This window comes from Roseospira navarrensis (assembly GCF_009601025.1).
GTDB lineage: Bacteria > Pseudomonadota > Alphaproteobacteria > Rhodospirillales > Rhodospirillaceae > Rhodospira > Rhodospira navarrensis.
This window is the reverse complement of record NZ_WIVE01000006.1, coordinates 88,779-102,237: the sequence shown is the minus strand read 5'-3', so window position 1 is coordinate 102,237 and position 13,459 is coordinate 88,779. Positions and strand designations below refer to the sequence as shown.

The following is a 13,459-nucleotide window of genomic DNA, read 5'->3' as shown; positions in this document are numbered from 1 at the left end:
AACGTGTCCCGATCCATGCCCGCCTCCCGCGTTCGGTATCCTTCATGATACCAAATCCGGGAATGCATAGCGAACGCTATTTGAGCCAAACTATAATACCAGCGGCGGGTGAGTTTGACTCACCCGCCGAGCAACGCCGGCCCTCTCCCCCACCCGGCCACCCATAGGATACTGGCCCAAAGGAAAAGATGGGGGGTGGCCGGGTGGGGGAGAGGGCCGGCCACGGACTTCAACGGTCATCGTCAGATGCCGTTGGTATAAGATGTCATCCTGAAGCCGCGAAGCGGCTGAAGGACCTCGAGCGCAGGTCTCCGACCCGCTGAAACGACCTGGAAGAGCGATGCCGTTAACCTGAGCCGTTGCCCTGGGGGAAGGGGGCGGGGGCGGCGCCCCTCTCCCGCGTGCCCCACAACCTTTACCGCGGCGCGATAATCATCTGGCCCGCCGGGCCGCGCGCCCGCAGCGCCGGCCGGTACATGGACTCCACGAACACCCCCGGCATGGTGAACACCCCCGGGGTGACCGCCCGCACCATGTAGGCCAGGGTGAAGGCCGGATCCTGCCGGTCGATGGGGATGGAGGCCACGAAGCGGTCGTCGCGCAGCTCCACGTGGTCCGGGGTGTCCAGCTCGGGCAGCCAGTCCAGCCCGGCGGTGGAGCGGCCGTCGCCGATGGCGGCGTTCTCCAGCACCAGACCCGCCGGCAGCAGGTCCACGACCAGCGCGTGATGGGTGTCGTCGTTGCCCAGGGCCATGGGATCGACCGCCTCGGCCGAGATCAGGGCCACCATCAGGTCGGACTGGTCCACCATGCCCGGGTCCACGCGCCGGCCCTCCAGGGTGTAGAACGCCCGCGTGATCGACAGGCCGTTTTCCAGCGCGCCCGGCGGCTGGGTCGGGATGCCGTCCCCGGTGGTCACCAGAGTGACGGTGCCCGCGCCGGTGTTGGTGACGGACAGCCCGGCCGCCACCTGATCCAGCAACGGCCGCACCAGCGCGAAGCCCTCGCCGGCCGGGATCAGCGGCGCACCCGACACGGAGACCGACAGCGGCCCCTGCAGGTCCCGCAGCGCGGCGGCGGCCTGCACCAGGCGGGCCTGCTCCTGGGTGCTCAGCCAGCGCCGCCCGGCCCGTTCGCCGGCCAGATCCTCGGCCTCGGCCAGGGCGTCGCCCAGCCCGGCCTCGGCCATCAGCGCCACGGTGGTCGCCAGATCGCTGAGCGCCGAGCCGTAGGGGGCGCGGCGCGTCTCGTCCCCCCCGTCGGTCAGGGACGACAGGCGCACGGAGGGCGAGACGGCGGCCTCGAACGCCGAGCGCGCCCGCGCCGTGTCGCCGATCATCGCCAGCGCCGCGCCCAGATGGGCGCGCGGCAAGGGCGCGGGCATACGCACCAGGTCCGCGTCGTGGACATAGCGCAGCGCCCCCGGATCGGCCGCGCCGGCCAGCGCCAGCACGTACAGGGCATAGGCCCGGGCGGGCAGGGCCTCGTCCGGGTAGTCCAGCCCGATGACCGTGTCTTCCAGGAAGCCTAGCGCGCGTTCCAGCGCGAACGGCGGCACCCGGTGCCCGGCGTCGCGGGCGCGCACCAGGAACTCGGTGGCGTAGGCGCTCAGCCACTCCTGACGCTCGGAACCGCCCCACAGGCTGAACCCGCCGTCGCCGCGCTGCATGGCGATGACGCGGCTGATGGCGCCGTCGATGCGCCGGGCGCGGGCGTCGGGGTCGTCCGGGTCGAGCACGCCGGCCGCCGCCGCCACGTCGGCCAGCGCCAGCAGCGGCAGGGCGCGGCTGACGGTCTGCTCGACGCAGCCATAGGGGTAGCGGTCCAGGTCGCGCAGCAGCGCCACCAGCCCCAGGTCGGGCAGGGTGGACAGGCTGAGGGTCACGCTCGCGGTGTCGGGGGTGAAGCCGTCCAGCACGCCCGGGTCCACCGGCGTGCTCTGGCCCGGCTCCAGGCGGGTGGCCACGGCGCGGGTCTCCCGCGTCGCCGCCGGGCGGGTGGACAGGCCCCACGACTGGGTCGTGGTGGCCCCCTCGGGATCGGTGACGGTCAGGGTCACGCCGCCGCCGCCGATGGCCGCCCCGCGCAGGGTCGCCACATGGGTCGCCCGCCCGTCTTCGGGGATCGTCAGCGTGGCCGCGCCGTTGGAGGCGACCGCCACACCGCCCCGCGCGGTCACGGACACCCGCCAGTCGCCGGCCGGGCCGTCCACGTTGTCCAGGGTCACGTGCATGGCGGCGCGGTCCTCGGGCGCCAGGAAGCGCGGCAGCGTCACCAGGGTCACCATGGGGTCCCGGATCGTGACCTCGGCTTCCCCGTGGCCCACGCCGGCGGCGTCATAGGCCGCCGCCATCACCCGCACCCGCCCGTTGAAGGCGGGAATGTCCACGCTGACGGTCGCGGTGCCGTCCGCGTCCAGGGCCACCGGCCCGGAGAAGAAGGCCAGCGGCTCCACCGTCTTGTCCGGCAGGCCGGGGGCGTGGCGTCCGGCGGCATCGCCGCCCGTGCGCAGGCGGCCGAAGGTGGCGTCCCGGCCGTCGATGAGCGCGCCGTAGGCGTCGCGCAGATCCACCCCCAGGCGGCGCTTGCCCAGGAAGTAGGTGTCCGGCTTCGGGGTGGCGAACCCGGTGAGTTGCAGGATCCCCTCGTCCACCACGGCCACCGTCACCCGGGTGTCCGGCCCCGCATTGGCGACCGAGACCGGGATGGTCAGGGGGCTCCGCGGGCGCATGGTCTCCGGCGTGTCCAGGGTGACCGAGAGCGTGCGGTCGGCGGTGTCCACGGCGATCCACTGCACGCCGACGGCGCGGCCCGGGCCGCGCTCGGCATCGGTGCCCGGCCGGAACAGCGAAACGGTGACGTAGGCCCCCGCGCCCCAGTCCCCGGTGACCGGCACCTCAACAACCAGCCCTTCGTCGGGCACCGACACCGTGCGGACGTCCAGCACGTCCTGTCCCAGCACGGTCACCAGCGCCTCGCCCGCGAACGGGGGGTCGAGTGACACGCGGGCGGTCTCGCCCACGGCATAGGTGTCGGCCTCGGCCGTCATGCGCAGGGTGTCGGGGGTGTCCTGCGCGCTCGGCCCGGGCACCCGCCAGCCGGCGCGGAAGCGGTCGCTGGAGACGGCGCCGCTGCCCATGTCCGCCACCTCGATGCGGTAGCGGCCCCAGTCGGGGACGGGCAGGACCACCTCGGCCGTGCCGTCCGGCCCCGTGGTCACATCGCGCGCATCAAGCCGGCGGTCGCGCACGACGGCGCGATACCGCCAGCCGTCGCTTTCCTGGTACCACTGATAGTCCCAGTCCTCGGCGTAGTGGATCACGCGCAGGGTCCGCCCGGGCAGCGGTGCGCCCGAGGCGTCCACCGCCAGCACGCGGTAGCGGGCCTCGCCGGCCTCGTCCACGCGCCCGCCCTCGAACAGCGGGTCCAGGCCCACCAGGGAGTCCGTCAGGCGCACGGGCAGCGAGACCGCGCGGTTGGTGGCCTGCCCGCCCGGCTCCAGCACCGTGGCGCGGACGAGGGCCGACAGCGGCAGGGTGGTGTCCGGCGCCTCGGGCAGCATGGCCTCGACGCGGGTGCGGCCCTCCGCATCCGTGTCGGGGATGGTCAGGTCGGTCCGCCACGCCTCGAAGGTCTCGGTGGTCAGACCGAAGGTGTAGTCCGCCCGCGCCTCGCCGAAGGGGCGCGGGTCGTGGCGCAGGATCAACTCGGCCTCGGCGGCCAGATCGGCCGCCGGCGCACCGTACAGGTAGCGGGCTTCCACGCCCACCGTCACAGGCGGCGCGTCCGGGCGCAGCACGGCCGCCTCGGGCGCGTCGAGCAGCACTTCCATGCGCGCGGGCACGAAGTCCTCAAGCTGCACGCTCACCTGTCCGATGGCCGGGCCGTCGGGGTCGGCGTGGGCGGTGATGGTCCACGCGCCGGTGCGGTCGGCGTCGGCGGTGGGGATTTGCGCCCCCGCGCCGCCGCCGGAATCGGGCGTGACCACCTCGCGGCGGACCTCCACGCCGTCCGGCCGCATGACCTTCAGGGTCAGGGGCAGGCCGGTGACGGCGCGGGCGCGGTCGTCGCGCAGCAGCGCCATCACCTCGATGGTCTCGCCCGGGCGGTAGATGCCGCGCTCCAGATACAGGAAGGCGTCCAGCGGGCCGGGCACCTGCCGACCGCCGATGCCCCGGTCCGACAGGTCCAGCGCCGGCCGGCCCAGGTCCAGCATCGCCTGATCCGTGCCCTCGGGCGCGGTCGCGGTCAGATGGCTGGGGCGCGCGCCGCCGTCGCCGGCGAGCAGGGTCGCGGGCAGCCTCGCCAGGCCGTCGGCATCGGTGGTCGCGGTGCCCAGCACATCGTTGTTGCGGGCGATCAGGGCCACGTCCACGCCCGGCAGCGGCTGCGCCGTCTCCAGCGAGCGGGCGGCGATCACCAGGTCGCGCGCGCCGTGATAGGCCTGCAGGCCTATGTCCGTCACCAGCACCCATTGCGTGGGACGATCCCACCAGTTCGGCGTTTCGCGCGCCGACAGGGTGGCGGTCACCGCGTACAGCCCGGGTTCGGGGTTCGGCACCGCCTCGGCGAAGGGCACGGCCGAGCGCCGCTGGCGGTTGGGCTCATGGGGCAGGTCCATGGACCCGGACCAGACCAGCGTGCCGGTCTCCTGGCGCAACGCATCCGCCGACCAGCCGGGCAGGGGGCGGAACACGTCGCCGTCGCGCAGGGCGGCGGCCAGTCCGCGCGCCGGCAGGCGGTAGATCTCCAGGTCCACGCGCTCGACGTTCACGCTGTCCAGCGGAAGGCCCTGGCTGCCGCGCGCGGGCAACACATGACCCTCGCCGACGAAGGCCACGCGCGGGGCGCGGTCGGGGATGGCGACCGTCCAGGTGCGGGAGTCGGCCAGCGCGGCCCCCCCGGCCAGCGGCAGGCCCCGGCGCAGGGTCACGTCCAGGTCGGCGCCGTGGCGGAATCCGGACAGGCACAGGGCGTCCGCGTCCACGCGGGCGACCACATCGTCGGCCGGCGCCAGGGCCACGAAGTCCTCGTAGCGGACACTGCCGTCGGTCACCGGATCGGCGGTGAAGGTGACGCAGAGTTCGGGCACATCCTGCTCGATGCGGCCCACCACGGCGGTGGTCACGGGCGCGTCCGGGGTCTGCGCGGCGAGTCGCTCCCGGGCCTCCTGGCCGGCGCCGTAGGCGATGGCGGCCTGAAGGAAGGGCACCGCGAGGTCCCTGTCGGCCACGGTTTCGGCCACCCGGCCCAGCATCATCAGGGCCTGGGCCCGCTCGCTGTCCCGGCCGGCGACGGCATAGGCCGTCCAGGCGGCGAGCACGCCCTCGCGCGACCGGCCGTCCTGGCGCAGGTGCAGACTGGCGAGCGCCCGCCAGCGGTCGGGGTCGTCGTCGCCGCCGGCGTCGATGTAGTCATGCAGCGCGGCGATGGCGTCGCCGGTCCGGTCGGCCTGGGCGGCGTCGCGGTAGCGGTCGAGGGCCTCGCTGCGGGTGCTCCAGGACTCCTCGGCCACGGCGTCGCGGGTGCGCAGGGCGCGGGCGTAGGCGCGGGCGTCCTGCGAAAGGGTGCGCAGGCGCTCGATCTCGGCCAGTTGCGTGACCAGCGGCGAGGCGCTCGGCGGCAGGTCGTTGGCGCGCGCGGGCGCGGGCGTTCCGGCCCAGACCGCCACCATGACCAGCAGGCCGGCCAGCAGGCCGAGCTCCGCCAGCAGGCGGCGGGCCGGTGTCGTGTGGATTTCGTGCAGAGCCATCGCGGCGCCTCCCCGTTGAGCCGAGCGCCCCATTAAATCAGGGCTGTCCCCATCCGGCTATCACGGGAATGTGGCACGGCGAGGGGGGCGGGATCAGAACCCCATGCGGCGCAGGGTGCGCTCGATCCCGCCCAGATAGCCCGCGCCGAACAGCCGCACATGGACGAGCAGGGGATAGAGGTTGTAGAGATCGCGCCGTTCCTCGAAGAAGCCGGGCCGGATCGGCCGCAACTCGTGATAGCGGTTGAAGAAGACGTCGTTGAAGGTGCCGAACAGGGTGGAAAAGGCCAGCTCGATCTCCGGATGGCCCCAATAGATGGCGGGGTCGATCAGCCCGGACAGGCGGCCCTGGTGCGCCAGCACGTTGCCGGTCCACAGATCGCCGTGCAGCAGGCTGGGGTGGGCGGGCTCTTCCAGATAGTCGTCCAGGCGCTCGGCCAGGGACTCCAGGCGGCCCAGCACGGCGGGGGGCAGGCGGCGGGCGCGCGCGGCCTCGTGGGCCATATACAACAGGCGGTGATCGCGGAAAAAGGCGATCCATCCGTCGGTCTGCGGGTTCGGCTGGTGCAGCCCGCCGATCACGGTGTCGTAGTCGAAGCCGAAGGCCGGCCCGACCTGATCGTGCAGGGCCGCGATCACATGCGCGGCGTGGTCCTGCACCTTCGGCCCCAGCGCGTCGCCCGAGGGCAACAGGGTCATCAGCAACAGGTGATCGTCGGCCGCCAGTACCTCCGGCGCGGGCGCACCGGCCTGCCGCAGGTGATCCAGCATGCGGCCTTCCAGGGCGAGGCCGCTGCCGGGGCCGCCCACCTTGGCCACCAGATCGGGGCCGCTGGACATCGTGAGGGCGTAGACCTCGCCGATGCAGCCGCCGGACAGCGGCCGACTGTGGGCGATCCGCAGGCCGCTCGCCGCCTCCACCCGGGTCCGTGCCTCCGCCCGCATCAGGCCCGCGCCTCCAGGCGCTCCCGCAGGTGAGACAGCAGGCCCTCGGTGGCGTCCTCCAGCATGTCCAGCACGCGCTGGAAGCCGTCGCCGCCGCCGTAGTACGGGTCGGGTACGTCGGCCGGCCCGCCGGGGCGGCTGGCGAAGTCGCTCATCATGACCACGCGGGCCAGCGCCGCCGCGTCCGGCGCCATGGCGCGCAGGCGCTTGTGGTGGCCCCGGTCCATGGCGATCAGCAGATCGAAGCGGCGGAAGTCGTCGGGGCGCACCTGCCGGGCGCTCTGGCCGTCCAGGCTGTAGCCGCGCCGGGCGGCGGCCTCGGCCGCGCGGGCGTCCGGTGGTTCGCCGACGTGAAAGGCGGTGGTGCCGGCGGAGTCGATCGTGATCGCATCGCCGAGCCTGGCGGCCCGGACCTTGTGACGGAACAGCCCCTCGGCGGTGGGCGAGCGGCAGATGTTGCCGGTGCAGACGAACAGGACGGCGACCATGGGCGCTCCCTTGCTGGCGGATCGGGGCCGTGCGGGCGGGCGGTGTGGCGGCGGCGGGACGGCGCTGTGGGGGACACCGGGCGGGCGCGTGGAGCGTCCCTATTTCTTGCCCATCATGATGTCCAGTGCAATGCCCCCGGGGACCCGTTTCACCGACTTGTCCGACGATCGCGGCAGGGGGATGCGGTAGGCGAAGCAGTAGGCGATGACCGCCGCCGCCAGATGGGCGGCCGTCAGCTTGACGGTGCTTTGCTGGCGGGACTGGGTCAGGACCGTCAGTTCCGCTTCCAGAGGGGTCTCGCCGGAGATGCGGCTGGACACCAGGGTTGCGCCATGAAACATCTGCTCGCGGCTCTCGACGAACACCCGGATCGCCTCGTTGAACTCCGAGTCGTCCAGAATCAGGCGCCGCATTTCCCTGGGCATGCCGTCCCTTCCGTTGTGTTCCTGCCGTGGCGCGCTCCGGTGCGGCGGTTCGGAGCCCCCCCCCCCGAGCACCACTGGCCACGTTTATCTTAGCATAGGGCGCAGGGGCGGGCGACATGCCGTTTGGGGTGGCAGTGCCAGCTCGTCGAGGAAATCGCGCACATGCCCCGCCGCGCCGTGGTCGAACAGGTCCACGTGGTTGCCCTCGGGAAAGACCACCGCCTCCGCCCGGGGATTGCCGGCGGTGCGCGCCGTGTCCAACAGGCGTTGCGCCATGGCGGGGGGCACGATGCCGTCCCGCTCCCCGTGCAGCACCAGCAGCGGGACGTCCAGCCGCTCGACCGCGGCGAGGTTGTCGAACGGGTGCCGCACCAGCAGGCCGGCCGGATACACCGGATACTGCAGCCGGGCCATGTCGGCGATGGAGGTGAACGCGCCCTCCAGGACCACGGCGGCGGCCCCCGCCTCCACGGCCAGGGGCAGGGCGGTGCCCGACCCGATGGACTCGCCGTAGTGCACGCGCCGGTCCGGCCCGATGCCGCGCGTCTCCAGGAAGGCCAGCACGGCCCGGCCGTCGCGGCGGAACGCCTCCTCGCCCGGCCGGCCGGGATTGCCGTTGTAGCCCCGGTAGCCCACCAGCATGACCCCCAGGCCCATGTCCAGGAAGGCCCGCGCCTTGTAGGCCCGATCCGCGATGTTGCCCGCGTTGCCGTGGAAGTAGACCATGACGCGCCCGCGCTCCGGATCGGCGGGGGGCGCGTACCAGGACATCAGCTCCAGGCCGTCGGATGTGGTCACGAAGACCGGCGCCAGTTCGGGCGCGGCCGTTTCCGCCGGGGGCGGGGGCGGCGGCCCGGGCACGAAGATCAGGCGCTCCTGGAACAGGTAGAGCCCGACGCCGAAGGCCAGGTAGAGGGCCACGGCGCTTCCGGCGACCCCGGCGATGACGTTCAGCATGGGGCGGCGCCCTCCTGCGTCAGGAGGCCGCCGCCTCGGCATCGGTGGTCGCCTGCACCCGCGCCGCCAGCGCCGCCGCCATGAAGCGATCCAGATCGCCGTCCAGCACCCGCTGGGTGTCCGACGTCTCCACGTTGGTGCGCAGGTCCTTCACCATCTGATAGGGCTGCAGCACATACGAGCGGATCTGATGGCCCCATCCGATGTCGGTCTTGGAATCGGCCAGGGCCTGCGCCTCGGCCTCGCGGCGTTGCAGTTCCGACTCGTACAGGCGGGCGCGGAGCATGTCCCACGCGAAGGCGCGGTTCTGGTGCTGGGAGCGTTGCGACTGGCATTGGACCACGATTCCGGACGGTTCGTGCGTGATACGCACTGCGCTGTCGGTCCGGTTCACGTGCTGGCCGCCGGCCCCGGAGGCGCGGTAGGTGTCGATGCGGCAGTCCTTTTCCTGGATGTCGATCTGGATGGTGTCGTCGATCACCGGATAGACCCAGACCGAGGCGAAGCTGGTGTGCCGCCGCGCCGAGCTGTCGAACGGCGAGATCCGCACCAGCCGGTGCACGCCGCTTTCGGTCTTCAGCCAGCCGTAGGCGTTCAGGCCCTTGACCTGCATGGTGCACGACTTGATGCCGGCCTCTTCGCCCTCGCTCTCTTCCACATAGTCCACGCTGTAGCCCTGGGCCTCCGCCCAGCGCACGTACATGCGCTGCATCATGCGGGCCCAGTCCTGGGCCTCGGTGCCGCCGGCGCCGGCGTTGATCTCCACGTAGCAGTCGTTGCCGTCGGCCTCGCCCGAGAGCAGGCTTTCCAGTTCCTTGCGCGCGGCGTCGTCCTTGAGGGCGCGCAGGATCTCCTCGCCCTCCTGGATGCTGGCCTCGTCCTCCTCGGCCTCGCCCAGTTCGATCAGGGTGTGGGCATCGTCCAGCCGCGCTTCCAGGTTGCGAAAGCCGGTGATGGCGCCCTCCAGCCTAGTGCGCTCGCGCATGAGGGCCTGGGCCGCGTCGGGCTTGTCCCACAGGGTGGGATCCTCGACGAGGGCGTTCAGTTCATCGAGGCGTCTGAGAGCGTTGTCCCAGTCAAAGATGCCTCCTCAGCAGTGCCATCGACTGCTGGATCTGGTCGGTCAGGGTCTGCGCTTCGGCGCGCATGGGGATCTCCGTCGGTCGGTGTGATCTCACGGGCCGCAGACAATAGGGCGCGCGGCCTGGGCCGTAAAGGGTGGCGCTGCCCCTCCAGCAATTCTCGGGATGAAGGCAAACCACCGCTGCACCCGGTGCTGGACTGTTCCCCTCCCCCCGCCGGGGGGAGGTTGGGAGGGGGGAAGGAGATGTCCGCACGGGTCCCGCTTGCCGCATCAACCCCACCCCGGCCCTCCCCTATCCAGGGGAGGGAGTTAAGGTCGCACCCGGGCCTCCCGGCGGCTCCCACCAGAGGCCACGTGGCCAAAATGAGAATTGCTGCTGCCCCTTACCCCCGCGTGGCGAAACAGGCCGCCACCAGTTGGCGGAAGGCATCGGCGCGGTGGCTCATGGCGTGTTTGGCGGTGGGCTCCATCTCGGCGAAGGTGATGGGGTGGCCGTCGGGGCGGAAGATGGGGTCGTAGCCGAAGCCCTTCTCGCCGCGCGGCGGCCAGACCAGATCGCCGAACACGCGGCCCTCGAAGGTCTCCCTGTGGCCGTCCGGCCAGGCCAGGGTGAGCGCGCAGGTGAAGTTCGCGCGGCGGTCGGCCGCGTCGCCCAGCTCGGTGTTCACCCGCGCCATCGCGAGGCCAAAGTCCTTGTCCGGCCCGCCCCAGCGCGCCGAATAGATGCCCGGCGCGCCGTCCAGGGCGTGGACCTCCAGCCCGGAATCGTCCGACAGGGCGGGGTGCCTGCTGGCGACGGCGGCGGCGTGCGCCTTCAGTTCCGCGTTGGCGGCGAAGGTGGTGCCGGTCTCCTCCGGCTCGGGCAGGTCCAGTTCCCCGGCCGAGATCACCCGGGACAGCCCGAAGGGCGCCAGCAGGTCGGCGATCTCGCGCACCTTGCCGGGGTTGTGGCTGGCGACCACCAGGGTGTCGCCGGAAAAGCGGCGGTGGGCGGGTCCGGGGTCGGACATGGGGGCGTCTCCTGCGGGATCGGCGCTTCAGGCCAGGGCGGCTTCCACCCGAAGGCACAGATAGTGATACAGGCACTGGTGGGCCTGCTGGATCATGGGCGTGAAGCGGGACGGCGCGGCCAGCAGCACGTCGGCGAGCGGGGCGAGCCGCCCGCCGCCCGCGCCGGTCAGGGCGATCACGGACAGTCCGCCCGCTTTCGCGGCCTCGGCGGCCTCCACGACGTTGGGGGAATTGCCGCTGGTGCTGATGGCCAGCAGCACGCCGCCCGGCTGGCCGTAGGCCTCCACCTCGCGGGCCAGGTGGCTGCCGTAGCCCACGTCGTTGCTCCAGGCCGTCAGGGTGGCGGCGTTGGTGCCGAGCGCGATCACCGGCAGGCCCGTGCGGTCCAGCAGGAAGCGGGCCGTCAGTTCGCCCGCAATGTGCAGGGCGTCGGCCATGGACCCGCCGTTGCCGCACACCAGCACGGGGCGGCGGGCGCGCAGGGCGGCGACGATCGCGTCCGTGGCGGCCTCCACGGCCGGGGTCAGGTCGGCGGCCTGCAGGTCGCGCAGCACGGCGAGGCTGTCGGAGAGGTAGTCGGAAAGGCTGGCCTGGGCGGCCGAGGCGGCATCCATGGGGGCGGGTCCACGCTGACAGGGAAGGAAGAACGCCGTCCGGTTGTCCCGCGACCGGACGCCCCGGTCAACCCGGATCGGCTCAGAAGCAGGGTAACGGGCCCTCATGAACGGGAACGCTCCTGCAGGTCTGTGCAACGGGTCGGAGACCCGCGCTCGAGATCCTTCAGCCGCTTCGCAGCTTCAGGATGACATCCTATGGTTTTGGTGCGTCATCCCGAGTGAGCGAAGCGAGGGATCTCGAGAGGTCTGCTGTGACGGCGCGGCAAGTGCAGCCGTTCTCATTTTGGCCGCGCGGCCTCCGAAATGAACGGCTGTGAGCCCCAGGCGCGAACCGGACTCCCTCCCCTGGATAGGGGAGGGCTGGGGTGGGGTTGAAACAATGCCCGTGGGGTTGAAACAATGCCCGTGGGGTTGAAATAAATTCCGTGGGATTGACGCGGCAAGCGAGATCCGTGCGGAAATTAACGCGCCCCCCTCCCAACCTCCCCCCGAAGGGGGGAGGAGAACAGGCCGGCACCGGCCGCAAACGGTGTTCTCCTTCCATCCTGAGAATTGCTGCGGCAAGTGCCGTCATGTTGAACCTGAGCCCGTTGCCCTGGGCTCAGAAGTCCGGGCCGTCCGGCGCGTCGCTGTTTTCCAGGTTGCCGAAGCGGGTGTAGTTGCCGTCGAAGAACAGGCGGACCGTGCCGATGGGGCCGTGACGCTGCTTGGCGACGATGACCTCGGCCACGTTGTGCGCCTTCTCGCAGCGCTCCAGCCATTTCTGGTGCCGTTCCGTGTACTTGTCGTCGTTTTCGTCGGCCCGGCGCATGGGCTCGGCGCGCTCCAGGTAGTACTGTTCGCGGAACACGAACATGACCACGTCGGCGTCCTGCTCGATGGAGCCCGATTCGCGCAGGTCGGCGAGCTGCGGGCGCTTGTCCTCGCGCTGCTCCACCGCGCGGGAGAGCTGCGACAGCGCGATGACCGGCACGTTCAGTTCCTTGGCCAGCGCCTTCAGGCCGCGGGTGATGGCCGAGACCTCCTGCACGCGCGAGTCCGCGTTGGCGACCTTGCCCGGGCTCATGAGCTGCAGGTAGTCCACCACCACCAGGGCGAGGCCGTGCTGGCGGGCCAGCCGCCGGCACCGGGTGCGCATGGCCGAGACGGTCAGGGCCGGGGTATCGTCGATGTGCAGCGGGATGCGGTTCAGGTCGGCGCTCTTCACCAGCAGGCGGTCGAAGTCCTCGTTGGACAGCTCGCCGGTGCGGATCTTGTGCGACGAAACCTCGACCTGCTCGGCCAGAATACGGGTGGCGAGCTGCTCGGCGCTCATTTCCAGCGAGAAGAAGGCGACCGCCTTGCCCCGGTCCTCGTCGTCCGCCTCGTCGATGCAGTACTTGGCCGCGTTGAACGCGATGTTGGTGGCCAGCGCCGTCTTGCCCATGGAGGGACGGCCGGCCAGGATCAGCATGTCGGAGGGATGCAGGCCGCCCAGCTTGCGGTCCAGGTCCAGCAGGCCGGTGGTGACGCCCGCCAGCCGCCCTTCACGGCGGTGGGCGGCCTCGGCCATGGTCAGCGCGCCCTTGAGCGCGGTCGAGAAGTCCGTCAGGCCGCCTTCGTACTGCCCATGGGTGGCGAGGTCGTACAGGCGCTGCTCGCCGGCCTCGATCAGGTCGGTGGCGTTGATCTCGATGTCGTTTTCGTGGGCCTCGTTCACCATGTCGGTGCCCAGGCCGATGATCTCGCGCCTCAGGTAGTAGTCGTGGATCAGCCGGGCGTAATCCCCGGCGTTGATGATCGTCACCACCGACCCCATCAGGGTCGCCAGATAGCGGGCGCCCCCCAGGTCCGACAGGGCGTCGTCGGTTTCCACATAGGGCTTCACGGTGACGGGATTGGCCACCTGGTTGCGCTCGATCAGGCGGCGGCAGACGTCATAGATCAGCGCGTGACCGGGGTGCGTGAAGTGCTCCGGGCGCAGGAACTCGCCGGCCCTCTCCAGCACCTTGTTGTTGGACAGCAGCGCGCCCAGGAAGGCCTGTTCGGCCTCCAGGCTGGCGGGTGGCGCGCGGAACCCGTCGGGGCGGTCGCCGCCGTCGGGGGCCTGTTCGGGGGCATGGGACAGGGAGGTGGACATCCCGACAGCTTAACGCAGGCGCCAGCGCGCGGCGACGGCGGAGCGGCTGTGGATAACGGG

General features: G+C 71.7%; 9 protein-coding genes. All 9 read right to left on the bottom strand.

What is annotated here, in order from left to right; all coding sequences use genetic code 11:
• Positions 1-415 precede the first annotated feature (415 nt).
• The 9 genes from GHC57_RS03990 to GHC57_RS03950 all read right to left on the bottom strand — a co-directional run bounded on the left by GHC57_RS03990 (position 416) and on the right by GHC57_RS03950 (position 13,399).
• Entirely contained in the window at positions 416-5,752 is a 5,337-nt protein-coding gene (locus GHC57_RS03990) for an alpha-2-macroglobulin family protein (RefSeq protein WP_153341399.1), read from the bottom strand.
• Between the two features lie 93 nt (positions 5,753-5,845).
• Positions 5,846-6,697: a fructosamine kinase family protein gene (locus tag GHC57_RS03985; protein ID WP_153341398.1), complete on the bottom strand. Its 852-nt coding sequence runs from the start codon at positions 6,695-6,697 to the stop codon at positions 5,846-5,848.
• Entirely contained in the window at positions 6,697-7,185 is a 489-nt protein-coding gene (locus tag GHC57_RS03980; protein WP_153341397.1) for a low molecular weight protein-tyrosine-phosphatase, read from the bottom strand. Before GHC57_RS03980 ends, GHC57_RS03985 begins: the two co-directional genes overlap by 1 nt.
• A 99-nt stretch (positions 7,186-7,284) precedes the next feature.
• Positions 7,285-7,611, bottom strand: a complete 327-nt coding sequence (locus GHC57_RS03975) for a hypothetical protein (protein ID WP_153341396.1) — start codon at positions 7,609-7,611, stop codon at positions 7,285-7,287.
• Between the two features lie 84 nt (positions 7,612-7,695).
• Positions 7,696-8,568 (bottom strand): alpha/beta hydrolase, encoded by an 873-nt coding sequence (locus tag GHC57_RS03970; protein WP_153341395.1) that lies wholly within the window; start codon positions 8,566-8,568, stop codon positions 7,696-7,698.
• A 19-nt stretch (positions 8,569-8,587) separates the two neighbouring features.
• Positions 8,588-9,716, bottom strand: a protein-coding gene (gene prfB / locus GHC57_RS03965; protein ID WP_153341394.1) for a peptide chain release factor 2 whose coding sequence is annotated in 2 segments (ribosomal slippage) — positions 8,588-9,646 and positions 9,648-9,716 — 1,128 coding nt in all. Because the reading frame shifts where the segments join, the coding sequence is not laid out codon by codon here.
• A 319-nt stretch (positions 9,717-10,035) separates the two neighbouring features.
• Complete coding sequence (gene rdgB / locus GHC57_RS03960) at positions 10,036-10,662, bottom strand: RdgB/HAM1 family non-canonical purine NTP pyrophosphatase (protein ID WP_153341393.1); 627 nt, start codon at positions 10,660-10,662, stop codon at positions 10,036-10,038.
• Between the two features lie 27 nt (positions 10,663-10,689).
• Positions 10,690-11,277, bottom strand: a complete 588-nt coding sequence (locus GHC57_RS03955) for a D-sedoheptulose-7-phosphate isomerase (protein ID WP_153341391.1) — start codon at positions 11,275-11,277, stop codon at positions 10,690-10,692.
• Positions 11,278-11,881: 604 nt separating this feature from the next.
• The gene (locus GHC57_RS03950; protein ID WP_153341390.1) at positions 11,882-13,399 is read right to left on the bottom strand and encodes a replicative DNA helicase; all 1,518 of its coding nucleotides are present in this window, start codon (positions 13,397-13,399) and stop codon (positions 11,882-11,884) included.
• Positions 13,400-13,459: the final 60 nt, after the last annotated feature.